Genomic DNA, 26,116 nt, shown 5'->3' on the forward strand with positions numbered 1-26,116 from the left:
AAGTGAGCCTTCATAGCATTTCCGTCATTGCGAGCGAAGCGAAGCAATCCAGACTTCCGCCGCGGAGGCAGGTTGGATTGTTTTGTCGCCAGCGCAAAATTGCTCGCAATTTTGTCGCGGGCTCCTCGCAGTGACGCTGGAAAGTCTACCCGTCGATCTTTGCCGGCCGCAACTCGACCGATTCGCCGCAACCGCAGGCGGAGACCTGGTTGGGATTGTTGAAGACGAACTGGGCCTGCATCTTGTCGGCCTTGTAGTCCATCTCGGTGCCGAGCAGGAACAGCACGGCCTTGGGATCGACCAGGATCTTGACGCCCTTATCCTCGACGACCTCGTCGGTCGGGCGGATGTCGTGGGCGTATTCGACCGTGTAGGACTGGCCGGCGCAGCCGCCGTTCTTCACGCCGACGCGCAAGCCCACGATCTCCGAGTCCGCGCGTTGGGTCAGCTCGGTGATGCGCTGGGCAGCGGCATCCGTCAGCCGCATCACCTGCGGGCGCGGGCGCCGCGGCTTCGGAGTGGATGCTGGTGTCGAGCCTGACGAAATCTGGGTCATGTTGTCTATGTGGTCCGTTGCGGAGCGAATTCAATGCGGCCCGAGGGCGTCACCACATGTTCAGCACGAGGCGGGCCTCGTCGCTCATGCGTTCCGGCGACCACGGCGGCTCCCAGACGACCTTGACGTCGACCACGCCGACGCCGGGCACGCTCGCGACCGCGTTCTCGACCATGGTCGGCAGCTCGCCGGCAGCCGGACAGTTCGGCGTCGTCAGCGTCATCTGCACGTCCACGGAACGGTCGTCCTTGATCTCGACCTTGTAGATCAGGCCGAGCTCGTAGATGTCGGCGGGGATTTCCGGGTCGAACACGGTCTTGAGCCCGGCGATGATCTCGCGGGTCAGCCGCTCGGTCTCCTCCGGCGGCAATGCCGAATGGGTCTCCATCGGATTGGCTTTGATTTCGGCCGTGTCACTCATGCAAACAAATCCCGCGCCTTCAGCAGCGCCTGTGCCAGATGATCGACTTCTTCCCGCGTATTATACATGCCGAACGAGGCCCGGCATGTCGCCGTCACGTTGAACCGCTCTAAAAGCGGCATGACGCAATGGGTGCCGGCGCGCACCGCGATGCCCTGGCGGTCGATCACGGTGGCGACGTCGTGGGCGTGCGCGCCCTTGAGCTCGAAGGAGATCACGGGGCCCTTGCCCCGCGCCGTGCCGATCAGCCGCAGCGAGTTGATCTCGCGCAGGCGCTCCTGGGCGTACGCGGTGAGGTCCGCCTCGTAGGCGGCGATGCGTTCCTTGCCGATCGAGTTGACGTAATCGATGGCGGCACCAAGGCCGACGGCCTCGACGATCGCCGGCGTGCCCGCCTCGAACTTGTGCGGGGGATCGCCATAGGTGACGACATCGCGCGAGACTTCGCGGATCATCTCGCCGCCGCCGTTGAAGGGGCGCATCGCGACGAGGTGGTCGTACTTGGCCCAGAGCACGCCGATGCCGGTCGGGCCATAGACCTTGTGGCCGGTGAAGACGTAGAAGTCGCAGCCGATGTCCTGGACGTCGACCGGCAGATGCACGGCGCCCTGGCTGCCGTCGACCAGCACCGGAATGCCGCGGGCGCGGGCAATCTTCACGACGTCCTTGACCGGGACGATGGTGCCGAGCGCGTTCGACATCTGCGTGATCGCGACCAGCTTGGTCTTCGAGGTCAGCAGCTTCTCGAACTCGTCGATGAGGAAATTGCCCTCATCGTCGACCGGTGCCCACTTGATCACCGCGCCCTGGCGTTCTCTCAGGAAGTGCCAGGGTACGATATTCGAGTGGTGCTCCATGATGGAGATGACGATCTCGTCGCCTTCCCCGATATTGGGGGCGCCCCACGAAGACGCGACCAAGTTGATCGCCTCGGTCGCGTTGCGGGTGAAAATGACTTCCTCGGTGCGCGCCGCGTTGATGAACTGCGCCACCTTGGTGCGGCCGCCCTCATAGGCTTCGGTCGCGGCATTGGCGAGGTAGTGCAGGCCGCGATGCACGTTGGCGTATTCGGATGTATAGGCCTGCGTCATGCGGTCGAGCACAGCACTCGGCTTCTGCGCCGAGGCGGCGTTGTCGAGATAGACGAGCGGCTTGCCGTAGACCTGCATGGCGAGCGCCGGAAAATCCTGGCGCACGCGCGTAACGTCATAGGCGCCGTTCTTGACCGCCGGATGCGTGCTCATGACCGCCGCTCCAGCCAGCGCTCGGCGATGCCGATCACGTGCTCGCGCAAAGTATCATCGGCGATCTGCTCGATCGCCTCGCCGACAAAGGCCTGGATCAGCAGCGCCTGGGCCTGCTTCTCCGGCAGGCCACGGGCCTTCAGGTAGAACAGCAGACTGTCGTCGAGCGCGCCGGCGGTGGCGCCGTGGCCGCAGGAGACGTCGTCGGCAAAAATCTCGAGTTCGGGCTTGTTGTCGGCCTCGGCCTCGTCCGAGAGCAGCAGCGCGCGCGTCATCATCTTGCCGTCGGTCTTCTGCGCGTCGGGACGGACGATGATGCGGCCCTGGAACACCGAATGGGCGCGGTCGTCGATCACCGCACGGAAGATCTCGCGGCTGACGCAGTTCGGCACGGCATGGTCGACCACCAGTGTGGTGTCGCCGTGCTCGGTCTTCTTCAACAGGTTGACGCCGTTGACCGAGAGCTGGCTGCCCTCGCCCGCCAGCGTAATGAAGCCCTGCAAGCGGCTGACCGCAGCGCCGCTGGTCATGTTGAAGACGTTCAGCTTGGTGTTGGCGCCGACGGTGACGAACTGCGAGGTGATGTTCACCGCATCGGCCGCATCGTCCATCAGGCGGATATGCGCGACGTCGGCGTCGTCACCGATCGAGACGATGACGGCGTCGTTGACCTGGTAGGCCGCAGCGCCGGCGGCGGCGAAGCTCTCGATGATGGTGGCGCGGGCGCCCTTCCCGATCGCCACCTGCGAGCGGGTGAAAGCCGAGGCCGATGCGGCGATCGCAACATGGATGATCTGGACCGGCGCAGAGAGCTGCGTTCCATCCGCGATCGACAGCACCACGCCGTCGGTCGCCAGCGCCGCGTTGACCGCGATCACGGCATCGGTGGACGCGGTCTTGAGGAGACCGGCATCCTTATCCAGCGTCTCGCGCAGAGTCTTGAAGCCGACCTCGGACGCAAGCGCCTTCACGTCTGAAAGCTCAGCCGCGAACACGCCGTCGACCAGCACCAACTTGCGGGCGCCCGCGATGGCATGCGCCTTGACCGCGTCCGCAGCGCGCTTCAGCGCGGTCGCATCGGGCACGGCGGCCAGCGGCAGCACCTCGCCGACCAGCGCGCGCAGGTCGGTGTATTTCCATTCCTCGATCCGGCGGTGCGGCAGACCGAGACGCTCATAGGTCTCGAACGCCTCGCAGCGCGCCGCCATCACGTCAGGCGAACCCGGCAGGCGGCCTTCGGCGCTGGCGAAGAGATCGCTCACCGCGCGGCCGCTCCCGGTCTTTGCCACAGCAACGTTCATCTTAAAATTCCTTACGCGGCATCCTCGAACTGGGCGTAGCCGGAGGCTTCCAGCTCCAGCGCCAATTCCTTGCCGCCGCTCTTCACGACGCGGCCCCTGGACATCACGTGCACGACGTCGGGCACGATGTAGTTCAGCAGCCGCTGATAATGGGTGATGACGACCATCGCGCGCCCCGGCGAGCGCAGTGCGTTGACGCCGTCGGCCGCGATGCGCAGCGCGTCGATGTCGAGGCCCGAATCCATCTCGTCGAGGATGCACAGGCTGGGCTCGAACAGCGCCATCTGCAGCACCTCGTTGCGCTTCTTCTCGCCGCCGGAGAAGCCGACATTGACACCGCGCTTGAGCATGTCCTGCGGGATGTTCAGCGACTTCGAGACTTCGCGGACCTTCTTGAGGAAGTCCGGCACCATCAGCTCGCTCTCGCCGCGCGCCTTGCGCTGCGCGTTCAGCGCCGTGCGCAGGAAATTCATGGTGGTGACGCCGGGGATCTCGACCGGATATTGGAACGCCAGGAACACGCCCTTGGCGGCACGCTCGTCGGGATCCATCTCCAGCAGGTCCTCGCCCCTGAACAGGATCTGGCCGTCGGTGACCTCGTAGCCGGGCTTGCCGGCGATGACATGGGAGAGTGTCGACTTGCCGGAGCCGTTCGGCCCCATGATCGCGTGCACCTCGCCCTCGTTCACGGTCAGCGTCAGCCCGTGGAGGATCTCACGCTCCTCGACACGAACCTTGAGGTCTTTCACTTCAAGCAAAGCCATAATGTTTTTCCATCTATCCCCTCATCCCAGGGAGCGCCGCAGGCGCGTCTCGAAGGATTGAGGCCACCAATCTTTCCGGTATCCATCCTTCAAGGCGGCCGCTTGCGCGGCCTCTTCAGGACGAGGTCCGAGCTAGCCGACCGACCCTTCGAGCGAGATCGAGATCAGCTTCTGCGCTTCCACCGCGAATTCCATCGGAAGCTGCTGCAGCACGTCCTTGACGAAGCCGTTGACGACGAGGCCGACCGCTTCTTCCTGGCTGAGCCCGCGCTGGATGCAGTAGAACAGCACGTCCTCGGAGATCTTCGAGGTGGTCGCCTCGTGCTCGAACGTCGCGGACGAGTTCTTCGCCTCGATGTACGGCACGGTGTGCGCACCGCATTTGTCGCCGATCAGCAGCGAGTCGCAGGCGGTGAAGTTGCGCGCGCCAGTCGCCTTGCGATGCGCGGTGACGAGACCGCGATAGGTGTTCTGCGACTTGCCGGCGGCGATGCCCTTGGAGATGATCCGGCTCGACGTGTTCTTGCCGAGATGGATCATCTTGGTGCCGCTATCGACCTGCTGATAGCCGTTCGAGATCGCGATCGAGTAGAATTCACCACGGGAATTGTCGCCGCGCAGAATGCAGCTCGGGTATTTCCAGGTGATGGCGGAGCCGGTCTCGACCTGGGTCCAGGAGATCTTCGAGTTGGCGCCACGGCAGTCGCCACGCTTGGTGACGAAATTGTAGATGCCGCCCTTGCCTTCCGAATTGCCGGGATACCAGTTCTGCACCGTCGAATATTTGATCTCGGCGTCGTCGAGGGCGACGAGCTCGACCACGGCGGCATGCAGCTGGTTCTCGTCGCGCTGCGGCGCGGTGCAGCCTTCGAGATAGGAAACGTAGGAGCCCTTGTCGGCGATGATCAGCGTACGCTCGAACTGGCCGGTGTTGCGCTCATTGATGCGGAAATAGGTCGACAGCTCCATCGGGCAGCGCACGCCCGGCGGCACGTAGACAAACGAGCCGTCGGAGAACACCGCCGAGTTCAGCGTCGCATAGAAATTGTCCGAGGTCGGAACCACCGAGCCCAGATATTTCTGCACCAGCTCGGGGTGCTCGCGGATGGCTTCCGAGATCGGCATGAAGATCACGCCGGCCTTCTTCAGCTCAGCCTTGAACGTGGTCGCAACCGAGACCGAATCGAAGACAGCATCGACCGCGATCTTGCGGCGGGCCGGATCTTCCTCGCCGGGCTTGGGCTCGACGCCTTCGAGCATGGCGACTTCCCGCAAGGGGATGCCGAGCTTCTCGTAGGTCTTCAGGATCTCGGGATCGATCTCATCCAGCGAGGAGACCGTCTTCTTCGGCTTCGGCGCCGCGTAGTAATAGAGGTCCTGGAAGTCGATCTTGGGATAGTCGACGCGGGCCCAGGTCGGCTCCTGCATGGTCAGCCAGCGCCGATAGGCTTCGAGCCGCCACTGGAGCATCCAGTCGGGTTCGTTCTTCTTCTGCGAGATGTATTTGACGATCTCTTCCGACAGCCCCTTGGGGGCCTTCTCGGATTCGATCAGGGTCTCAAACCCATAACGATACTGGTCGACGTCGATGCGCTTCACGCGCTCGACCGTCTCTTGTACGGCTGGCATTCCATCCTCCGCTCGCGGTTTCAAGGACCGCGGTGGATCAAACTCGGACGAGTATTACGATATTTCTCTGCGGAAAGCACGGGCTTAGAACCGTTCAAGCCGTGTTTCATCGCTCAACCCTTAAGTAGGGTATTACCAAGCTTTCGCCAAGCCTCTAACGCCCTATTGATGTCCGCCGGTTCCGTGGACCAGCCCAGACTGAGACGCACCGCTCCCTGGGCCACCACGGGATCATAGCCCATCGCCGACAGGACGTGAGACGGCTGGACCTTACCGGAGGAACAGGCGGAGCCGGAAGACACCGCGACGCCCTCCAGATCGAAGCCGATCACGGCGGTTTCGGCCTTGAGGCCTGGTGCGGTGAAAAGGACGGTATTCGGCAACCGTGCCACGTCTTTCGCAAAGACTGTCGTGCCGGGAACGTCGCGGACGCCATTTTCCAAGCGATCTCTGAGACTTGCCATACGCTTCACATCTTCCGGCAGAGCCTGAAGCGCAGCCTTCACCGCCGCGCCAAAGGCGGCGATCCCGGCAGTGTTCTCGGTTCCGGCCCGGCGGCTGAACTCCTGTCCGCCGCCCCGCAGCACCGGCTCAAGGCCGCTTATCCCATTCGCCATCGCCAGGGCGCCGACCCCCTTGGGGCCGCCGATCTTGTGCGCAGAAAAGGTCGCAAGGTCGGCGCCTACTGAATTGATATCGAACGGTATTTTGCCAAGCGCCTGGATCGCGTCGACATGCAGCAGGCCGCCGGCCTCGTGGACGATGGTTGCAGCCTCCGTGACGGGCTGAAGGGCGCCGGTCTCGTTGTTGGCGGCCATGATCGAGACCAGGGCTGGCGGGCCGCCCTTCAGCAGCGCCTTCAAATGACCGAGGTCGACCACGCCGGAGCGCGTGACCTGGATCAGCCCGATCTTGTCCGCCGGGAACCGGCCGCCGGCCAGCACCGAGGCGTGCTCAACCGCCGAGACCAGCAGCCGCTCGACGGGTGCGCCGGAGGGGCCCCGCAAACCCGGCGAGAGCGCCAGCGCATTGGCCTCGGTTCCAGCGGAGGTGAAGACGACGTTGCGCGGCTGCGCCCCCACCGCGGCGGCGAGTGTCGCGCGGGCTTCTTCGACCAGCCGCCGCGACTCCCGCCCCTCGGCATGGACCGAGGATGGATTGCCGACCAGGTCGAAGGCTGCGACCATCGCCGCTCGCGCCTCGGGGCGCAGCGGCGTGGTCGCATTCCAGTCGAGATAGACACGGTTCGGCATCTGGCCCTCTTAGCACCTTTTGTCGTTCGGCCAATCGGAGGGCGTGCGCTCGTCAGGCCAGCTGTTGCTCCGTCCTCGCAACACTTCGGGGCACCGCCCGCAACCCGAACAGCGGCCGAAGCCAGGCAACGCGCCGGACGATCTCATAGCTCGCCACACATGTGAGCGCGGTCCCGGCGATGACAATGGACGCTTCGATCCCAGCCGACAGACCGCTGCCATGCAATTGATGCGCGATCACGATGATCGCGGTCTGATGCACTATGTAGTACGGGAAGATCGCGTCGGTCAGATAGCGCCGCGCCGGGCTGTCGGCTGTAAGATAGCGCCGGGCAAAGCCCAGCACGACGGCGATCGCGAGCCATTGATAACAGCCATAGGCCGAGGCGGCGAACCACTTCAGCATGGGCGACGGCGCAAACAGGCCGGCGCGTACCAGGATGAAGCCAGCGAAGCACGCGGCGGCGGCCAGCAGGGCCGCCCAGCGCAGGCGTTCGAGTTCGCGCCAGATCCCCTCCTGCTTGGCCAGCAGGAAACCGATCAGGAAGGCCGTGGCGTGGTCCGCGTGGTTGTACCAGTCGCCAAACAGCGCGTGTGTCGACGGGAAAGCCGGGAACAGCACCAGGCGCCAGGCCGCATACAGCAGGCAGGGCGCGATCAGGAGCCATGGGCCGGTAAGCGCACGAGCCAGCTTTCGGCCAAGCCAGTCAGCGCCGGCCGGCCATAACGCGAGCACGCCGATCAACGCCATGGTGTAGACCCACAGATAGACCACGAACCAGAGGTGGTTCCAGGTCGGCAACACGATGCACGGCTTCGGACAGAATTGCGCGCCGAAGGCGAAGTAGTGCCTGGCGTAGAAATCGAAGAAGCCGGCGGGATAGCCGAGGCTTTCGACGATCTGGAGATAGGCCTGCGGCGGCACGATCACGAGCATGCCGAAGATCAGCGGGATCAGGAGCCGCGCCGATCGCGCACCGGCAAGCGAGGCGAGGCTGGACTTGCCGAGCATGAAGCGGGTGGCAACCCCAGACACCAGGAACAGAAGCGACAGCCGCCATGGGTTGAGGAAGAGCATCACCGGTTCCAGCCACGTCAGCCGGTGCGTGCTCTTGATGTGAAATCCCCAGGACACGTAGAGCATGCCGACGTGGTAGAAGATGAGCAGCGCGAAGGCTAAAATCCGCACCCAGTCCAGGTCGATACGCCTTTCAGAGCTTTGGGATTGCTGTGGTGTTGTCATGGTTTTCTGCTCCTTGACGGGACGACAAACGCGGTTTTGGGGCCAGGACTGACGAAAATGGCTGACACCGAAAATGCTCCGCCTGCGGCGCGCGTCGAGCCGGTTTGGGATCAGAATCGGACACGAGGGGATGAGCTGCCGGCGGCTGGGACGAGTCGCGGGACTTTCGGGATCGGCGGCGGCGACCGGATGATGTTCGCAGCGATCGCGGCCGTCGCGCTCGTGATCGGAATCGTCAATGCGTTTTCGTTCGCTCAGGACGCGGCCTGGCGCGGCGACAGCTACGACATCGGCCGGCGGTTGTTCTGGGAGATGTCGAGCATCGCCGTCATCCTGCTGTTGCTGCCGATCCTGGTTTTGGCGGTCCGCCGCATGCGCCGGACAGCCGGCCTCGCCGCCCAGGCGGCCATCGGGGCGATCGCCCTGCTCGGCTTCTCCACCCTCCACATCACCGGCATGGTCTGGGTGCGGAAGCTCGCGCTCTGGCTCGCCGGCGGCGCCTACGATTTCCGTTTCTCGCTCGCGACGGTCCTGTATGAATTCCGCAAAGACGCCGTGGCCTTTGTTCTGATCGCCGCCACGATCTGGCTGCTCGAAAGCCGGCGTGAGCTGAAGAGCGCGGCAGTCGCATCGTCGGCGCCGCCCACCCCGAAGCAGCCATCGTCCGCCGATCTGATCTGGCTGCGCGACGGCACCAGCCGCATTCGCGTGGTGCCGCGCGATATCCTCTGGGTCGCGTCAGCCGGCAATTACATCGAATATAGCCTCGCCGACGGCACCCAGCACCTCATACGGGGCACGCTGGCAGCGGCGGAAAGCGAGCTGGCGCGCTTTTCCATCGTTCGCGTCCACCGGACCAAGCTCGCCAATCTCGACCGGGTGCGCGGCGTGGACCTCAAGCCATCAGGGGATTTCGAGCTCGCCTTCGACAACGGCCAGACGCTCGGCGGCAGCCGGCGCTACCGGCCGGCGGTCGCATCGCTGGGAAGCCGAACCGCGCCAGCGGGAATCGCCCCAGGCGCCCCCTAAACAATCGTGATTTCAATAAGTTGGATAGCACCCTTCGGCAGGACGGCCGGCTCTTGCCGTGCTTCGGTTGATTCAGGCAGGTCCAGGTCGCGGCAGGCAAGCCAGAGATGACAATGCAATGACTGGCTAAGCTCTTGAGCTGATTGAGAGATGTCGAAGAAGCTTGCTTTTTGACCCTGGCCTTGTGTTAGAAGCGCGCGTCAGTTCACCTGCGCGCCACTCGCGCATCATCCGAGGGCGCGCCTCTCCACCCTTCATCCGTGCTCTCGTCGGCGGCAACGCTGCGAGAGCCACAATCGGACGATTGCGCAGGGATCACCTCCAAGGGACTTAGATCAGAGATCATCGATGCCTGAAGTCATTTTCACCGGCCCCGCCGGCCGCCTCGAGGGCCGCTATCACCCGGCCAAGCAGAAGAATGCGCCGATCGCGATGATCCTGCATCCGCATCCGCAGTTCCACGGCACGATGAACCATCAGATCGTGTACCAGTGCTACTACGCCTTCGCCCATCGCGGCTTCTCGGTGCTGCGCTTCAATTTCCGCGGCGTCGGCCGCAGCCAGGGCGCGTTCGACCACGGCACCGGCGAATTGTCCGACGCGGCCGCCGCGCTCGATTGGGCGCAGACCATCAATCCCGAGGCGCGCGCCTGCTGGGTTGCCGGCTTCTCCTTCGGCGCCTGGATCGGCATGCAGCTCTTGATGCGCCGCCCCGAGGTCGAGGGCTTCATCTCGATCGCGCCACCGGCCAACCTCTACGACTTCTCGTTCCTCGCGCCCTGCCCGTCCTCAGGTCTGATCGTGCATGGCGAGAAGGATGCGGTGGTGCCGCCCAAGGACGTCAACACGCTGGTCGAGAAGCTGAAGACCCAGAAAGGCATCGTAATCGATCAGCAGATCATCCCCGGCGCCAACCACTTCTTCGACTCCAAGCTCGAGCCGCTGATGGAAACCATCACGGCCTATCTCGACATGCGCCTCGCCAACGTGCGGTAATATCTTCCGACGTGGATGGGTTCGCGGCATGGCTGCGAACCCATCACCCTGGAGATTGCGAGCGATGAAGGCGTATCTGGTTCTTGATCTCTCGGTGAACGACTACGCCGGATTCAAGACTTACATCGCTGAAGTTCCGGCGTTCATCGCCAAGCACGCAGGGCGATACATCGTCCGCGGCGTCGAGCCGACAACGATTGAGGGCGACTGGGCGCCCGAGCGTCTCGTCATCATCGAATTTGCGGACCGCGAGAAGGCTCAGGCCTTCTTGGATGATCCTGAGATTCAACCCCTGTTCAAACTGCGTCAGGCGACGACGACCAGCAGGCTGCTGCTCGCGGATGGGTGCATCTGATCGCAGCAACTGACTACGCCAGCTTGAGCGCGACGATCCCCATCAAGACGAGCGCGATGCCGGCAAGCTTCATCGCGCTCAAGGTCTCGCCGAACAGCACCACGCCCATCAGGAACGTGCCGGCCGCGCCAATGCCGGTCCACACCGAATAGGCGACGCCGACCTCGAGCACCTTCAAGGCGCGCCCGAGCAGGAATACGAAGGCGGCGAGCAGCACGAGCGAGGCGATGCTCCAGCCGGCGCGCGTGTAGCCTTCGGCATATTTCATGGTGATCGCCCAGCCGACGTCGAGCAGGCCCGCGATCACCAGCATGAGCCAAGCAAGGGATTGTGACATCGGACGGGGCTCACGCCGCGAGCTTGAGCAGATGCGCGTCGTGGCGAATGAGGAAGGCGCGCAACAATTGCGGATAGTCCGCCCCGACCGCGCTGCGCACGCTCGGGCGCTTTGCGAGCTCGGCACGCCAGGCACGAACCTTCGGCACGTCGTTGAAAATGCCGTGCTCTGTCAGCTCGTCGAACAGATCGAAGTAGCGGAAGATCGGCGCGAACACGGCATCGACCAGACTGAACGCATTGCCGGCGAAGAACGGACCTGCGCCGAGCGCGGCCTCGACACGCGCGAACTTTGCGACCAGCGCCTGGCGCTTGCTTTCGAACGTCGCCGGATCGGTTGTGGTCTCCAAGCCCCAGAGGTCGCCGAGGATCGCCGAGCCGAACTCCATCCAGGCACGGTGCTCGGCCCGCTGCAACGGATCCGCCGGATGCAGCCTGCTGCCTGCCTGCGTCTCCTCGATGTACTCGCAGATCACGTTGCTCTCGAACAGCGCGACCTCGCCCTTCTCCGTCGTCACCACCAGCACCGGCACCTTGCCGAGCGGCGAGAGTTTGAGAAACCAGTCGGGCTTGTTGGCGAGATCGATGTCGATCCGCTCAACCGGCACGCCCTTCTCCTTCAGCGCGATCACCGCGCGCTGCACATAGGGACAAAGCTTGTGGCTGATCAGTTTCAGGGAAGAGGTCATGGCAAGGATCCCGGCAGTTAGATGCGACTGCATCCAATATAGATGCAACTGCATCCAATCGTCAAGATCCATGCACCTGCATTAACCACCAAATATTAGCCCGGGAGCTTCGAGTTTGAGTTTGCCGGACGGGGATAGTCTTCAAATCCCGGGCAGTGGCAATCTTTGCAGCTGCACCTATCGCCCTCCAGATGATGATAGCCGATGGGATGCTGACAATGGAGACAGGTGCCCCGCAAACCATCAGAGGGACCCGGAGGAAAACCATTCGTAGAATCGTTCAAGTTCGGTCTCCTCGCAAAGCTGGCCGGCGGGCACCCCGCTTTACGGCCTGGCGATCACCCCGCCGGTCATCGGCATCGGCACGCCCGTGGTCGCCGGATAGGACAGTGGCAGGCCCTTCATGCCGCGGACGGCGAGAAAGCCGAAGGCCTGCGCCTCGATGGCGTCCGAGGCCCAGCCGAGCGTTTCGGCCGCCTCGACCGTGGCCGAGCCCACCCGCTCCCGCAGCATCCGCAGCATGGTGAGATTGCGCGCGCCGCCGCCGCAGACAATCCAGCTGCGCGGCCGTCGCGGCAGAAGAGGAATGACGCGGGCGATCGCGGCCGCGGTGAAGGCGGTCAGCGTCGCTGCGCCGTCGGCAGGCGCGACGTCGCCGAGCCGCAGGGCCGCAAAATCGTTGCGGTCGAGCGATTTCGGCGGCGGGCTTGCGAAGAACGGCACCTCCAGCGCCTGCGCGATCCAGGCTTCGTCCACCTTGCCGAGAGCGGCGAATTTGCCTTCGGCATCGAACGCCTGGTTCATGCTGCGGTACATGAAATCGTCCAGCAGCGCGTTGCCGGGGCCGGTGTCACAGGCGATCAGCGTTTCGTTGCCGTCGATATAGGTGATGTTGGAGACGCCGCCGATATTGACCACGACGATCGGCCCTTCGCGCTCCAGCGAATGGGCGAGCGCGCGGTGGTAGACCGGCACGAGCGGCGCGCCCTGCCCGCCCGCCTCGACGTCGGCGGCGCGGAAGTCGTGCATGACAGGAATATGGAGGGCCCTTGCCAGCGCCGGCGCGTCGCCAATCTGCACCGTCAGCCGTCTTTCGGGCCGGTGCAGCGCGGTCTGGCCGTGGAAGCCGACAATGTCGATGTCCTCCGGCCTCATCCGATTCTGGGCGAGGAAGGCTGCAACCGCCTCGGCATGGGCCTGCGTCACCGCCCGCTCGGCATCACCCAGAATGCCCGGGCGGGCGTCGCGTTGCTGCAGCTGCACGGCCTCGCTCAAGGCCTGGCGCAGCAGGTTGCGCTCGGCCGGGCCATAGGGCCGGTAACCGGACGGCCCGAACGCCTTCACCTGCTTTCCGTCGGTTTCGATCAGCGCGACATCAACCCCGTCCAGCGAGGTGCCGCTCATCAAACCGAGTGCCGTCAACATCATGGACCAGCATCCTCAAGAGACCCGCGCTGGCATGCCGATCTTGTGCCAGAGGGGCACATCTTATAATGCCAACGCGCCAAGTGGCGGGCGGCCAACCGGGTTCCCGCGGAAGACCCTTAAATTGCCCCCAAAACGGTAAACCAAGAATTGTCAGGCACGCCGACAGATGACTGCATTTAAATCGGATTTCCTCAACACCCTGCAGGAACGTGGATTCATCCACCAATGCTCCGATTTCGAGGGGCTGGACGCGCTCGCCGCCAAGGGCGAGGCCACCACCTATGTCGGCTACGATTGCACCGCCCGCTCGCTGCACATCGGCAATTACCTGACCATGATGATGCTGCACTGGCTGCAGCAGTCCGGCAACAAGCCGATTACGCTGATGGGCGGCGGCACCACCATGGTGGGCGATCCCTCCGGCAAAGACGAGACGCGCGCGATGCGCACCATCGCCGAGATCGAGGCCAACAAGGAATCGATCCGCGGCGTGTTCGCCAAGGTGCTGCGCTACGGCGAGGGCAAGAGCGACGCGGTCATGCTCGACAATGCGGAATGGCTGACCAAGCTGAACTGGATCGAGATGCTGCGCGACGTCGGCCGGCACTTCTCGGTCAACCGCATGCTGACCATGGATTCCGTGCGGCTGCGCCTCGAGCGCGAGCAGGAGATGAGCTTCATCGAGTTCAATTACATGGTCTGCCAGGCCTACGACTTCGTCGAGCTGGCCAAGCGCACCGGCTGCCGCCTCCAGATGGGCGGCTCGGACCAATGGGGCAACATCATTATGGGCGTCGATCTCGGCCGCCGCATGGGCACCCACCAGCTGTTCGCGCTGACGACGCCGCTGCTGACGACCGCCTCGGGCGCCAAGATGGGCAAGACCGCGCAAGGCGCGGTGTGGCTCAACGCCGACCAGTTCAGCCCTTACGACTTCTGGCAATACTGGCGCAACACCGAGGACGCCGACGTCGGCAAGTTCCTGAAACTGTTCACGACACTGCCGATGGCCGAGATCAGGAAGCTCGAGGCGCTCGGCGGCTCGGAGATCAACGAGGCCAAGAAGGTGCTCGCAACCGAAGCGACCGCGCTGCTGCACGGCCGCGACGCCGCGAACGAAGCCGCCGAGACCGCGCGCCGCACCTTCGAGGAAGGCGCGCTTGCCGAGAGCCTGCCGACCGTGGAAATTCCGCGCGGCGAACTCGACGCCGGCCTCGGCGTGCTCAACGCCTTCGTCAAGGCTGGCCTCGTCGGCTCCAACGGCGAAGCGAGGCGCCAGATCAAAGGCGGCGGCCTGCGCGTCAACGACGCGCCCGTCACCGACGACAAGATGGCGCTGTCGGCAGGCCACCTGACGCCGGAAGGCGTGATCAAGCTGTCCTTTGGCAAGAAGAAGCACGTGCTCATCAGGCCTGCATAGGCGTATGAGCTTTTCACTGCTTGTCAGGGCGCACGGATGCGCGCTCCCTGACGGCAATGAAACAGGACAGGCCCAAGGAAACGAAAGCGGAAACGACAGCGGAAACGGGCAAGGAAAGGGTCGGAGGCGCCCGGCGGGACGGGGTGCGCACCGCACTCGTCGTGCTCGGCCTCTGCTTCACGCTGGCTGTTCTTGGCCGGGGCTTGAGCGAGAGCTTCACGGTCTTCCTCAAGCCGATCTCCGAAAGCCTCGGCTGGGATCGCGCCCAGGCCGTCTCGATCTACTCCCTCACCTGGCTCGTCAGCGGCATGACTGCACCCCTGGTCGGGCGCCTGTTCGATCATTCCGGACCACGCCTCGTCTATGCGCTCGGCTTACTCCTGCTCGGTTCGGCCTTTCTGATCGCGAGCCATGCGCACGCGCTCTGGCAATTCCAGCTCTCGATCGGAATCTGCGTCGGCATCGGCGTTGCCTTCATCGGCAATGTGCCGAACTCCATCCTGCTCGGCCGCTGGTTCGGACCAAAGCTGCCGACCGCCATGGCGGTGGTCTATTCGGCAATGGGCGGCGGCGTGCTGGCCTTGCTGCCGGCCTCGCAGCTTCTGATCGATCATCTCGGCTGGCGCGAGACCTACCAGCTGTTCGGCTTTGCAGCGCTCGGGCTGCTGGCGCCGCTGCTGCTGCTTCCCTGGCGCATGTTCGCGGCCGGCTCGCCGCACGTCGCCAAGAAGAGCGATCCTGACTTCGTCGACAGCGGCTGGACGCTTGCGAGCGCGATGCGCCACCACGCATTCTGGGCGCTGTTCTCGACCTTCTTCTTCACCGCGGTCGGCATGTATGCGATCGCGGCGCAGATCGTGGCCTATCTGATCGACGCCGGCTTTCCGCCGCTCCAGGCTGCGACCGCCTGGGGCTTCTCCGGAATCGTGCTGGTGTTCGGCATGCTCGGCGTCTCCGCGCTCGACGGCCTGATCGGACGGCGGCCGTCGGTGCTGCTCAGCTACGCGATCTCGATTCTCGGCATCGTTCTGCTCTGGCTGCTGCAGTACTATCCGAACGTCATTCTGCTCACCGGTTTCGTCGTCTGCTTCGGCAGCATGATGGGCTCCCGCGGGCCGCTGATCAGCGCCACCGCCATGAAGATCTTTCGCGGCAAACGCGTCGGCACCATCTTCGGCACGATCTCGATCGGCAGCGGCCTCGGCTCGGCCTTCGGTTCATGGAGCGGCGGCCTGATCCACGATGCCACGCACGGCTACGATCTCCTGCTCGTCTTCGCACTTGCGAGCGTGATCCTCGGAATGATTCCGTTCCTGGTCGTCCCTGCTTTGCGGGAGTAGGTCTCCCCGACGTAACCTGCACACCCTGGTTTCACCGGAATCCTACGGACGAGCGCGAGGCGAACGTGCAAAAAAGAGGGTCGCGTGCAGCTCTTGGCGGCGCCTTGCGGTGTTTTGTCCGACATGACGAAAATGTCAGCGCTGAATTGATCCTGGTGGCTTGCGAGGCGGAAGCGAATACGGTCCAAGTCGCAGCATTGGGTCCAGCATTGGATGGAGGGCAAACCAATGGACTTTCCTTATCTCACTCGCTTTCAACCGGTTCTCCTGAGCCTGTTTCGCTTCATCACCGGCCTGCTGCTGTTCCAGTACGGCGTCGCCAAGCTGTTCAAGTTTCCGGCTGTCCCAATGTTCGCCAAGGTCGAGCTGATGTCGCTTTACGGCGCCGCCGGTGCGCTCGAACTGGTGCTTGGCGGGCTGCTCATGATCGGCCTGTTCTCGCGCCTCGCAGCCTTCATCTTGTCCGGTGAAATGGCTTTCGCCTACTTCATGGGCCACATGTTCAGGGGCGAGACGCCGATCTTCCTGCCGCTGCTGAACAACGGCACCCTGGCGATCCTGTTCTGCTTCGCCTGCCTGTATCTCTCGGCGGCGGGCGGAGGCCCGGTCAGCGTCGACGCAGCGATGGGCAAGAAATAGCCGCCGGACCGGCGGGCGCATCCGCGCCCCGCTGAAGCACATCTCATCCGCTAAGCACGAGGATGGCGCCGGCAGATCTCCGGTGCCGTCTCAGCGCGCGCCCAGCACGTTCCAGATCAGAACGAGGGCGGCGACGAGCAGCAGAGACATGATGATGCGATGAACGAATCGATTCATTGCAGGTCCGTCCAGACGGTCTAGCTGCCAAAACCCAAGATCGATTCCCTTCCCCAGACGGCCTGGAGTCCGTCTGCACGGCGATTTGCCTGCACCATTGCGCACGCGCCTGCGCACGTTGTCCGCGCGGCAGGCCGCCGCATGCCTCCATTCATGATTGGTAAGAACTTCATGCTACCGGTGCGAGCAATAACAACCATTCCGTAGGGGCTGTGATGAAACTGCTGAGTCATCTGAAGATCCGTACCAAGCTTGCCAGCATGGTCTGCCTCGCGGCTCTCACGGTCACAGCCATCATCGGCGTATCGGCCGTGCTCAGCAAGAGCCGGATGATGGAGGACCGCGTCCAGCAGATGCGGACCGCCGTCGAGCTCCTCTACAACTATGCCCAAGCGCTCCAGGACGAAGTGACCGCCGGCAAGCTGACGCCGGCCGAGGCCAAGAGCCTGTTCCACCAGCGCGGCCGCCGCATGAACTTCAACGGCAACCAGGGCTATCCGGTGGTTTACAATCCGGACGGCTCCCTGGTCGTGAACGGCGCCAACCAGCAGCTCGAAGGCAAGATCACCGGCGCCAAGGATTCAAACGGCGTGCTGATTGCCGACGCCATCATCAAGGCCGGCAGCGAGACTGCGCAGGGCGGCGTCACCTCCTATCTCTACCCCCGTCCCGGCCAGACCGAGCCGGTCCGCAAGACCGTGTTCGCGCGCAAATTCGCGCCCTGGAACGTCATCATCAGCTACGGCCTCTATGTCGACGACATCGACGCCGATGTGCGCGCCTTGACGCTGGAGCTTGGCGCCATCGGCATCGGCCTGATGCTGCTGATGGCGGCGCTGTCCTGGCTGATCGCCCGCGACGTGCTCGGCGCGCTCGACCGTCAGAAGAACCGCATGCAGGCGATTTCCGAAGGCGCCATCGACAAGCCGGTCGAGGAGACCGACCGCGGCGACGAGATCGGCCGCATGGCCGAGACGCTCGAAATCCTCAGGCAGACCGCGCTCACGGCCCGCACGCTGGAGGCCGAGCAGGTCGCGGCCAAGGCCCGCAGCGAGCAGGAGAAGCGCGAGGCCCTGATCGCCCTTGCCGACCGCTTCGATGCCTCCGTCGGCCAGCTCGTCGGCCTGATGGCCTCCGGCTCCGGTGAATTGGAGACCACGGCCAAGTCGATGTCGTCGACCGCCGAAGGCACCAATCGCCGCGCCGCCGTGGTCGGCTCGGCCGCCAATGAGGCCAGCCAGCGCGTCCAGACCGTCGCCTCCGCCGCCGAGGAGCTCTCCTCCTCCATCACCGAGATCAGCCGCCAGGTCGCGCAATCGGCCGAGGTCACGGGACGTGCGGTGGACAGCGCCCGCCGCACCGACACCATCGTGCGCGCACTCTCGGACGGCGCCCAGCAGATCGAGCATGTCGCCGAGCTGATCTCCAACATCGCGGCGCAGACCAACCTGCTCGCGCTCAACGCCACCATCGAGGCCGCCCGCGCCGGCGAAGCCGGCCGCGGCTTTGCCGTGGTCGCTTCCGAGGTGAAGTCGCTGGCGAGCCAGACCGCGGAAGCCACCCGCGAGATCGGCGACAAGATCGCCCAGATCCAGGGCGCCACCAAGGAAGCTGTCGATGCGATCGGCGGCATCACCGCCACCATCGAGGAGGTCAGCCGCATCGCCACCTCGATCGGCGCGGCCATCGAGGAGCAAGGCGCCGCCACCGCCGAGATCGCCCGCAGCGTCTCGCAGACCGCGGAGGCGACCAAAGAGGTCACCACCAATATCGACGGCGTCTCCACGGCGGCCAACGAGACCGGCAACGCTGCCGGCATGGTGCTCGCAGCAGCCAGCAACCTCTCCAAGCAGGCCGAGCAGCTCTCCGGCGAAGTCGGAACATTCCTGAAGGGCGTGCGCGCGGCCTGACGCCCCGCTCCAGCCTCAAAACGTTTGGCGCGAAAGCATCGCCACATTCGTCATGGCCGGGCTTGTCCCGGCCATCCACGTTTTTGGCCGCGCCGCACGAAGAACGTGGGCTCGGGACAAGCCCGGGCATGACGAGCACCTGGGAATGTGGGGATTACCGCCGCGCGAGGGTGCAACCGCTCGACAGTTGGCGCGTCGATCCGGTCGAGCCGTCGTTCGAATGCGATGGGAATTCCTCGAATGGCGAGTTCTGCTTGCCGGTGTTGAACTCGAAGATCTTGCGGAACAGGCCGGGCGCCATCGCCGAGATCGGATTGACGCGCATCACGGGCGCGGCTGGCGTGCCGACGACCTCGTAGGTCACGCCGATCAGCCCCTCATTGTTGCCGCCACCGAGGAAGATGCCGAACAGCGGGATCTGGCCGAAGATGTTGTTGACGCCGTACATCGGCACGAAGGTGCCGCTCATGCAGACCTGGTTGCCGGGATAGTCGATCGAGCCCTCGATGGTGGCACCGATCATCGGCCCCTTGACCACGCCGTCACGGACCGTGAGCGCACCGTTCTGCCGCGTGAACTCGGCGCGAAGTGCGCTGAAGGAGACGCCATTCCCGGTCCCGTTCGGCGCGCCGGCGGCAACGCGTTCGAGCTGCGCCTCGCCCTTCACGGTGAAGTCGCGGACATTGATCAGGCCCTCGCGCGCGGCGTTCGGCTCGGAAGACGGCGGCTCCATCGCCACCACCATCTGGCCGCCGACCGCCTTGGTGTAGGTGTCGGTGAAGCGCAGCAGCGCGCCGGCGTCGTTGGTCTGCAGGTAGATCACCTCGCGGTTGCCCTGGGCACGGCCGCCGCGCAGGTCGGCAGCGACAGGCGTGTCGCGGCCGATCTTGCCGCTCAGCGTGAACGCCTTGATGGCCCCATTGCGCTTCGACATCTTGGCATCGAGGCTGCGCATGGCCTCGCCGTTGAAGCCGGCGACGGCACCGAGCTTCACGTCGATGTCGAAATCGACGTTCTTCAGCTTGTTCTTGTCGTCCTTGGAATTGCCTGAGATCGCCGACTTCAGGAAGCCGCGGCCGTCGAACACGTCGCCACGCATGGTGCCGCGCAGCACACCGTCCTGGCTGCGCTCCACCCTGAGCGAGGCCTTGTCGCCGTCGGACGGCGCGTAGGTCGGGAAGTTCGCGTTCACGAGATCGCTGTTCGCGTCGAGCTCGAGCGAGCCCTTGATCGAGGCGCCGCCGCCTTCGATGACGATGTCCTCGAAACGCGTCGATTGCGCCGTCGGCACCACCTTGAAGCTGGCCTTGCCGGACTTGCCCGGCAGCTTGACCCAGCCGGGCAGGATGTTGTCGAGCCTGACCGAGGTCAGATCGGCCTCGACGCCGAGCTTCGTCGTCTGATCCGCGCCGCTCGCGATCTTGCCCGACAGCTTGATCGGCAACGATCCGATGACGGCGGGGCTGAGATCGAAGCCGAGTCGCGCGCGGCTGGCATCGTCCAGCGTCGCCTGCAGCCTGACATCCGCGTCGCCCTCGGCCGGCTTGCGATAATCGAGCGAGGCCGCCTGGCCGTTGATCTTGACGTCGCCCTTGACCTGATAGCCCTGGTTGTTGGCTGATATCTTGAGGTTGTTGGCTTCCAGCTTCTGGTTCATCACCAGCTTGTCTGCGGCAAAACCGTTGAGATCGGCGGTGACGGCGTAGGTGGTGTCGGCCTTGGTCAGCTCGCCCTTGACCGGCATGCCGAGCTGGATGTTCGCCGAGAACGTTCCCTTGCTGGTGTTGGGATCGACGACGGTCGCCGACAGGTCGCTCAGCCGATCATTGGCGAGCATTTCAGCGGCCGCGGGCACCGGCCCTTCCACACGGAATCTGCTCCGCGACGGCGACGGCTTCGGCGCCATGTCGGGCACCTCGAAGACGAAATCGGAGATCGTGACCTTGCGGCCCGCGGGGGTATCGGCAATGCCCTGCCCGATGTTGACGGTCGCGGTGCGTCCGGTCACGCGCGCCTTCAGATCGGCATCGCGCACCACCGGCATGCCGTCCACGGGCCGGACCGCAACGCCGCTCGCCACGATGTTGACCGACAGGCCGTCGTCCGGAATGGGCGGACCCTTGCGCGGCAGGTTCCTGGTCGGCGAGTTGACGCCGATCTCGATGCGCTGGAGCGTGCCGCGCTCGATCCGTTCTATCACCCATTCACGCAATTCGGGGACGATCAGCGTCGGCCACATCCGCTTCAAGGCGGAGGCCGACATCGGCGTGCCCGCAAAACCGAGGGTGAGCCGCGGCTCGCCCGAATAGTCGAGGGCGCCGGTGCCGGCGACGCCGATCTCGCCGTTGGAGACGTCGGCCTGTGTCAGCAGGATGCGCTTGTGGTCGGCGTCGAAGCGGAAGCCGATCGCGATGCGGTTGAAGACGAGCGGCGGCTCGTTGTCGATGCCGCCGAGCAGGATCGAACCGCCGCTGAAGCCGAGCTGCCAGTCGTTGATGTTGCCGTTGGGTGGCTCGAGATGGGCCAGCAGCGTCAGGCGGTTCGCGCCGGAGAGAACCTTGAACGGCGCGACCAGCACCCGCCGGTTCGCATCCCACTCGACGTTGATCTCGGCTGAGTCGATTGCCATCGGGTAGTCGGGCGTGTCGGTATCGATGATGTTGCCGGCGCCGGCCGCGATCTTGCCGCGGAAGAAGGTCGGCACGCCGTCGCGGCCGAGCTCGCCCTTGAGCTCGCCCGTCAGCGGCAGGTCGGCGGTGTAGGTGAGGTCCTTCACCCGCAGTGCCAGCAGGATGTTGGACGTCGAGACCTTGTCGGCCTTGATGTCGACCGAGCGCACGCCGTTCTCGGCCGGTCCGATCGTGGCGCGCAGCAGCCACGGACGCGCGCCCTGCTCGCCGAGGCTGAGCGCGACGCCGCCGCGGCTCGGCCGCCTCAGGCTGAGCGTGATGTTCTCGAACGACCATTTGCTGCCGCGCTGCTGATCGTCGACGATCAGGACGCCGTTCTTCAGACCGATCTCGTTGAGGTTCTGACCGTCGAGGCCAGTCATGCTCAGGCTGTCGAGCCAGTCGAGGCCCTGAAGGATGCCGCTCTGCGCGGTCGCCTGCGGTGCGGCCTGCGATGCGTCCGGGCTCGCAGGCGCGGTCGCGAATGGCGGCGGGGGGACACCGCTGCGCGGGAATGTCGGCGGCAGGCCCGCATCCTTCTTGGACGCGACACCGGTCGCGAGCGGCTTTGCGGTGTCGCCGGCGGACACGGTGACGGTGCCATCGGGCGCAATGCGGATGGCGAGCTCGGCATCGACCAGGTTAAGACTCTCGGCACGCAGGTGCCCCATCAGGAGGGCCGCACCCGACAGCCTCACCTCGGCCTTCGGCGCGCTGGCGACGACGGCGTGATCGCGGTCGCGAACGATGATGTCTCGGATGCGGACGGCGACGCGGACCCGGCCGGCCCGCTCGATCTGAGTGCCGCCGACCTCAACGGTGTTGCCGTGGCCGATATTGTCCTCGATCGCGGCTGCGAGCCACGGCGTTGCGATGTCCAGACTGATGGGACCGGCACCGAGCCGCCACCACAGCGCACCGAAACAGCCGATGAAAATGACGATGACGGTGGCGACGGCCACCGCCAGGCGCTTCAGCCAGCGTCCCCCACCCGTCCAGCGGCGCAGCGCGCCAAATCCACCACCGAAGCGAAGAAAGCCCGAACCGGAACGCGCCAGCAACCGGCGTGCGCGATTGCGCGCAGCCGCTTCCTGATCCGGATCCCAGTCGGCGTCGTCCCATTCCTGCGGCTCGAGTTCGCCGCCGCGCCGATCAAAATCCCGGTTGTAGTCCTGGGGCGACGTATTCCTTGCCATTGCCTCTCGATACAGGCGCCCGTCATAGGACTGAGCGCCGCCGGGACCGCAGCCGTTCGCGGGAAGTGATGCTCCCTGCGCCGGCACTGCCGCCATACCTCGAATATTCCTGCTGTTCGTCATTTCGCCCCGGGAGCGCGTTCAACGAGCAGTGGGGTGGTGCGTGGAATTCCTTGTAACCATACTCCGGCGTCGCCAGACTTGCCCAGCCGAGGGCACGATTCCGGCTCGCCGGACAAGAGCTGCAATACCGCTTCGGTTGACCTGCCGAAAGCGTCGAAAGGAAGGCGTATGTCCAAGAAATCCCGAAAGAAATCGTCCAAAACGCCCTCCGGCAGTCCGACCGCTGCAAAGAAGTCCGCAAAAACGCGGGCATCGACTCAAACAAGATCCGCGAAAACGCAGCGGACACCGGCACGCAAATCAGCTGCGACCATAGCAAAAGCAGGATCGCATAAGGCCGCATCGAAACAGTTAAAATCCTCCAAATCCGCCTCCTCTCCGGCTGCGGCCAAGTCGGGCTTGAAGTCCGGCTTGGCCGAGGGCCAAAAGGCCCCGGCCTTCCGCCTGCCGCGCGATGGCGGCGACGTGGTCACGCTGGCCGACTATGCCGGCCGAAAGCTCGTCCTGTTCTTCTACCCCCGCGCCGACACCCCCGGCTGCACGCGGGAGGCGATCGACTTCACGCGCCTGGCGGACGCCTTCGCGGCCGCCGGCACCGCGGTGCTCGGCATCTCCGCCGATCCGTTAAGGGCCCAGGAGAAGTTTCGCGACAAGCACAAGCTTGGCGTGCCCCTCATCTCGGACGAGACGCATGAGATGCTGGAGGCTTATGGGGCCTGGGGCGAAAAGTCCATGTATGGCAAGAGCTTCCTTGCGATCCTTCGCACCACGGTGCTGGTCGGGACTGACGGTAAAGTCGCGCGGATCTGGCGCAATGTCCGGGTCGATGGCCATGCCGACGAAGTGCTGGAGGCGGCAAGGAGCCTTTAACCAATCCTTTAAATTCGCGCGTTCCCATTTGCGGAAAATTAACCATGAGCGGCCCAGATTGCGGCGGCAATTGAGCCGCAAGGAACCCATCCGACCGGCGCGGGAGTGCCGATGTCGAAAAGTTCTGCCCAATACTCGCAGTACCCCCAACATCATCCTCACGATCACGGACGCGCCTTCCGGCGCCCTCTGGGTGCCCCGGCGGCGGTAACCGCGATTCCCCTGCCCGCCACCGACGATGCCTACACCATCGTGCATGCCGGCAAGCAGGTCCGCTTCGGACCCGTGGTGTTCTGGATCGTGGTCGGCACCGTGGTGCTGCTCGGGCTGTGGTCGGCCGCCACCGCCACCTATTTCGCGTTCCGTGACGACGTCCTGACCCGGCTGATCGCCCGCCAGGCCGAGATGCAATACGCCTATGAGGACCGCATCGCCGAGCTGCGCGCCAAGATCGATCGCACCACCAGCCGTCAATTGCTCGACCAGGAGCAGTTCGACCAAAAGCTCGACCAGATCATGAAGCGCCAGACGGCGCTCGAGTCCCGGGCCACGGCGCTCGGCGCCATGCCCGACGTGACCGGCTCGATTCCCCGCGCCGCTCCGCAGCGCAGCGATGCAAGCCCGACCACGCCAAAACCGTCGCCCATCAGCGACACCGTGATCTTCGTGGCGCCACCGGATCGCGAAGCGCGCCTCGAATCGCGCGCGCCGAGCGTTGCGGCAACGCCGACCAGCCAGTTCGCCAAGAACCGCGGTTTCGACAACGTGCTGGTCCGGCTCACGACCTCGCTTGATCAGGTCGAGCGGCGCCAGATGGCGACGCTCAACGCGGTCGAGGAAAGCATGGATTCGCGCATGCGCCGGATGCGCAGCGTGGTCAGCGACCTCGGCCTGAACCTTGCCCATCTCGAAGCCGCCGTGCCGCGCAGTGCGATGGGCGGACCGTTCGTCCCGGTCAAGCTGACGGCGAATGCCGGACCGTTCGAGAAGCAGCTCCACCGCATCCACACCACGCGCGCCGAGATGGACCGTCTCAACCGCACGCTGGCGTTGGTGCCGTATCGCAAGCCCGTCATCGGCGAGGTCGAGTTCACGTCCGGCTTCGGTGTGCGCAGCGATCCTTTTCTGGGTCGGCCCGCGATGCACACCGGCCTTGATTTCCGCGCCGCCAGCGGTGACCCCGTCCGCGTCACCGCCTACGGCAAGGTGGTTTCCGCCGGCTGGTCCGGCGGCTATGGCCGCATGGTCGAGGTCGACCACGGCAACGGGCTTTCGACCCGCTACGGCCATCTCTCCGAGATCAACGTCAGGGTCGGCGAAGTCGTGAAGATCGGCCAGGTCATCGGCCTCGTCGGCTCGACCGGCCGCTCCACCGGTCCGCATTTGCACTATGAGACCCGCATCGAAGGCGAAGCGGTCGATCCGCAGAAATTCCTGCGCGCCGGCGTGCGGCTCAGCGCGGGTTAGGTCCGCGCTTTTCAGTTTTGCCGCGCAGAACTTCCCGAGAGCCAGAGCAACGACTGGCGGCCGAGAGCTTGCGCAGTAAGCTGAATGCACGCCCATCAATCACCAGCAGCGCGCTGGCGATGACGATCGAGCCGGCGATCTCGCGGCCGGAGATCGGCTCATCCAGCACCAGCCAGCCCAGCAGGATGGCGGTGACGGGAATGAGCAGCGTCACCAGCATGACGTTGCTCGCGCCCGAGCGCCGCACGATCTGGAAGAAGACGATGTAGGCGAGCGCCGTCGAAAGCCCGGCGAGCCCGAGCACGGCGAGCCAGGTCGTGAGGCTCGGCATCGGTAACTGCCAAGGCTGCTCCACGACGCCGGCGACGACCGCTATCATCACCGTGGATGACATCAATTGAAACGTCGCCGTCCCCAGCGGCGCTGCGTCCTTCAGCAAGCGCCGCGCAGCCAGCGCCGCAAAGCCGTAGCTCAGTGCCCCGCCGAGGCAGAGCAGAATGCCGAGCCCCTGTCCCGGCCTGGTCTCGAAGCCCCATCCGCGCAGCAGGATCACGCCGACAAAGCCCAACGCCACCCCGGCCAGGCGGCGCATCTGCAAGGCCTCCTGGCCCGCTGCAATCATCACGGCCACCGTGAACATCGGCGTGGTCGCGTTCAGGATCGAGGCCAGCCCACTCGGAATGAAAGTTTGGCCGATCGCGATCAGCGAAAACGGGACGACATTGTTGAGCAGCCCGATCGCAATGAACGGCGCCCAGCCCGTCCAGCTCCTGGGAAAGCCGATGCCATGTGCGCGCAGCAGCGGCAGCAGCATTGCAGCGCCGAGCGCCACGCGCAAAAACACCAGTGTCAGCGGCGGCAATTCCCGCAAGGCCGCGCCGTTGAAGAAGAACGAGCCGCCCCAGAGGATCGAGAGCAGAGCGAGCAACGACCAGTCGCGTGCATCGATCCGGTGGTCATTGTCGGGCATGGGGTCTTACCTCAGCCCCATGGCCTAGAACGGTGCGATCAATGTCGCCACCCGATTTCTGACGAGGTCCCGGTTTACAAACCGATACTCG

General features: G+C 64.8%; 22 protein-coding genes. 9 read left to right on the forward strand and 13 right to left on the reverse strand.

The genetic code is table 11. The features are described from left to right. Nucleotides 1–145: 145 nt before the first annotated feature. The 8 genes from I6F20_RS06860 to I6F20_RS06895 all read right to left on the reverse strand — a co-directional run bounded on the left by I6F20_RS06860 (nucleotide 146) and on the right by I6F20_RS06895 (nucleotide 8,411). A complete protein-coding gene (locus I6F20_RS06860; RefSeq protein ID WP_074447904.1) occupies nucleotides 146–556 on the reverse strand; it encodes a HesB/IscA family protein in 411 nt (136 codons plus the stop codon). 49 nt (nucleotides 557–605) lie between these two features. After that, a complete protein-coding gene (locus I6F20_RS06865) occupies nucleotides 606–977 on the reverse strand; it encodes an SUF system Fe-S cluster assembly protein (RefSeq protein ID WP_018641712.1) in 372 nt (123 codons plus the stop codon). Next, nucleotides 974–2,221 carry a cysteine desulfurase gene (locus I6F20_RS06870; protein ID WP_225125544.1) on the reverse strand — a complete coding sequence of 416 codons (1,248 nt, stop codon included), beginning with the start codon at nucleotides 2,219–2,221 and terminating at the stop codon, nucleotides 974–976. The genes I6F20_RS06865 and I6F20_RS06870 overlap by 4 nt, the downstream gene beginning before the upstream one ends. Continuing rightward, complete coding sequence (sufD, locus tag I6F20_RS06875; RefSeq protein ID WP_036022922.1) at nucleotides 2,218–3,522, reverse strand: Fe-S cluster assembly protein SufD; 1,305 nt, start codon at nucleotides 3,520–3,522, stop codon at nucleotides 2,218–2,220. Before sufD ends, I6F20_RS06870 begins: the two co-directional genes overlap by 4 nt. Before the next feature lie 11 nt (nucleotides 3,523–3,533). Then, nucleotides 3,534–4,286, reverse strand: coding sequence for a Fe-S cluster assembly ATPase SufC (gene sufC / locus I6F20_RS06880; protein ID WP_035999976.1), 753 nt, complete (start codon nucleotides 4,284–4,286; stop codon nucleotides 3,534–3,536). Nucleotides 4,287–4,418: 132 nt separating this feature from the next. Beyond that, nucleotides 4,419–5,915 carry a Fe-S cluster assembly protein SufB gene (gene sufB / locus I6F20_RS06885; RefSeq protein ID WP_036022921.1) on the reverse strand — a complete coding sequence of 499 codons (1,497 nt, stop codon included), beginning with the start codon at nucleotides 5,913–5,915 and terminating at the stop codon, nucleotides 4,419–4,421. Nucleotides 5,916–6,028: 113 nt separating this feature from the next. Further along, a complete protein-coding gene (locus tag I6F20_RS06890) occupies nucleotides 6,029–7,168 on the reverse strand; it encodes a cysteine desulfurase family protein (protein WP_225125545.1) in 1,140 nt (379 codons plus the stop codon). A 52-nt stretch (nucleotides 7,169–7,220) separates the two neighbouring features. After that, nucleotides 7,221–8,411 carry an acyltransferase family protein gene (locus tag I6F20_RS06895; RefSeq protein ID WP_109143899.1) on the reverse strand — a complete coding sequence of 397 codons (1,191 nt, stop codon included), beginning with the start codon at nucleotides 8,409–8,411 and terminating at the stop codon, nucleotides 7,221–7,223. A gap of 57 nt (nucleotides 8,412–8,468) precedes the next feature. On the opposite strand from I6F20_RS06895, the gene I6F20_RS06900 reads away from it, so the two are divergent. From I6F20_RS06900 to I6F20_RS06910, 3 genes are all read left to right on the forward strand, one after another. Beyond that, nucleotides 8,469–9,440, forward strand: coding sequence for a LytTR family DNA-binding domain-containing protein (locus I6F20_RS06900; RefSeq protein ID WP_225125547.1), 972 nt, complete (start codon nucleotides 8,469–8,471; stop codon nucleotides 9,438–9,440). Between the two features lie 348 nt (nucleotides 9,441–9,788). Next, nucleotides 9,789–10,436, forward strand: coding sequence for an alpha/beta hydrolase (locus tag I6F20_RS06905; RefSeq protein WP_035999994.1), 648 nt, complete (start codon nucleotides 9,789–9,791; stop codon nucleotides 10,434–10,436). 64 nt (nucleotides 10,437–10,500) lie between these two features. Continuing rightward, on the forward strand, nucleotides 10,501–10,791 hold the full coding sequence (locus I6F20_RS06910; protein WP_225125548.1) for a DUF1330 domain-containing protein: 291 nt from the start codon (nucleotides 10,501–10,503) through the stop codon (nucleotides 10,789–10,791). 13 nt (nucleotides 10,792–10,804) lie between these two features. Here the strand turns inward: I6F20_RS06910 and I6F20_RS06915 are convergent, their stop codons facing one another. From I6F20_RS06915 to I6F20_RS06925, 3 genes are all read right to left on the reverse strand, one after another. Then, nucleotides 10,805–11,128 carry a DMT family transporter gene (locus tag I6F20_RS06915; RefSeq protein ID WP_225125549.1) on the reverse strand — a complete coding sequence of 108 codons (324 nt, stop codon included), beginning with the start codon at nucleotides 11,126–11,128 and terminating at the stop codon, nucleotides 10,805–10,807. Between the two features lie 10 nt (nucleotides 11,129–11,138). Continuing rightward, the gene (locus tag I6F20_RS06920; protein WP_225125550.1) at nucleotides 11,139–11,816 is read right to left on the reverse strand and encodes a glutathione S-transferase family protein; all 678 of its coding nucleotides are present in this window, start codon (nucleotides 11,814–11,816) and stop codon (nucleotides 11,139–11,141) included. 324 nt (nucleotides 11,817–12,140) lie between these two features. Beyond that, nucleotides 12,141–13,244 carry an anhydro-N-acetylmuramic acid kinase gene (locus tag I6F20_RS06925; protein ID WP_225125551.1) on the reverse strand — a complete coding sequence of 368 codons (1,104 nt, stop codon included), beginning with the start codon at nucleotides 13,242–13,244 and terminating at the stop codon, nucleotides 12,141–12,143. 166 nt (nucleotides 13,245–13,410) lie between these two features. Here I6F20_RS06925 and tyrS point away from each other — a divergent pair, with 166 nt between their 5' ends. The 4 genes from tyrS to I6F20_RS06945 all read left to right on the forward strand — a co-directional run bounded on the left by tyrS (nucleotide 13,411) and on the right by I6F20_RS06945 (nucleotide 18,730). Continuing rightward, the gene (tyrS, locus tag I6F20_RS06930) at nucleotides 13,411–14,664 is read left to right on the forward strand and encodes a tyrosine--tRNA ligase (RefSeq protein ID WP_225125552.1); all 1,254 of its coding nucleotides are present in this window, start codon (nucleotides 13,411–13,413) and stop codon (nucleotides 14,662–14,664) included. Nucleotides 14,665–14,807: 143 nt separating this feature from the next. Further along, entirely contained in the window at nucleotides 14,808–16,004 is a 1,197-nt protein-coding gene (locus I6F20_RS06935) for an MFS transporter (protein ID WP_518513047.1), read from the forward strand. Nucleotides 16,005–16,232: 228 nt separating this feature from the next. After that, a complete protein-coding gene (locus I6F20_RS06940) occupies nucleotides 16,233–16,643 on the forward strand; it encodes a DoxX family protein (RefSeq protein WP_036000011.1) in 411 nt (136 codons plus the stop codon). A gap of 392 nt (nucleotides 16,644–17,035) precedes the next feature. Continuing rightward, the gene (locus I6F20_RS06945) at nucleotides 17,036–18,730 is read left to right on the forward strand and encodes a methyl-accepting chemotaxis protein (RefSeq protein ID WP_225125554.1); all 1,695 of its coding nucleotides are present in this window, start codon (nucleotides 17,036–17,038) and stop codon (nucleotides 18,728–18,730) included. A 154-nt stretch (nucleotides 18,731–18,884) separates the two neighbouring features. On the opposite strand, the gene I6F20_RS06950 is transcribed toward I6F20_RS06945, so the two are convergent. Then, the gene (locus tag I6F20_RS06950; RefSeq protein WP_225125555.1) at nucleotides 18,885–22,691 is read right to left on the reverse strand and encodes a YhdP family protein; all 3,807 of its coding nucleotides are present in this window, start codon (nucleotides 22,689–22,691) and stop codon (nucleotides 18,885–18,887) included. Nucleotides 22,692–22,886: 195 nt separating this feature from the next. Between I6F20_RS06950 and I6F20_RS06955 the strand changes: the two genes are divergently transcribed. Then, nucleotides 22,887–23,588 (forward strand): peroxiredoxin, encoded by a 702-nt coding sequence (locus I6F20_RS06955; protein WP_225126002.1) that lies wholly within the window; start codon nucleotides 22,887–22,889, stop codon nucleotides 23,586–23,588. Nucleotides 23,589–23,699: 111 nt separating this feature from the next. Next, nucleotides 23,700–25,055 carry a M23 family metallopeptidase gene (locus I6F20_RS06960; protein ID WP_192893223.1) on the forward strand — a complete coding sequence of 452 codons (1,356 nt, stop codon included), beginning with the start codon at nucleotides 23,700–23,702 and terminating at the stop codon, nucleotides 25,053–25,055. Here the strand turns inward: I6F20_RS06960 and I6F20_RS06965 are convergent. Further along, entirely contained in the window at nucleotides 25,042–26,025 is a 984-nt protein-coding gene (locus tag I6F20_RS06965) for a DMT family transporter (RefSeq protein ID WP_225125556.1), read from the reverse strand. The genes I6F20_RS06960 and I6F20_RS06965 overlap by 14 nt on opposite strands. Nucleotides 26,026–26,116: the final 91 nt, after the last annotated feature.

The sequence above is a fragment of the Bradyrhizobium sp. IC3123 genome (assembly GCF_020193625.1).
In the GTDB taxonomy this organism is placed as follows: Bacteria; Pseudomonadota; Alphaproteobacteria; order Rhizobiales; family Xanthobacteraceae; genus Bradyrhizobium; species Bradyrhizobium yuanmingense.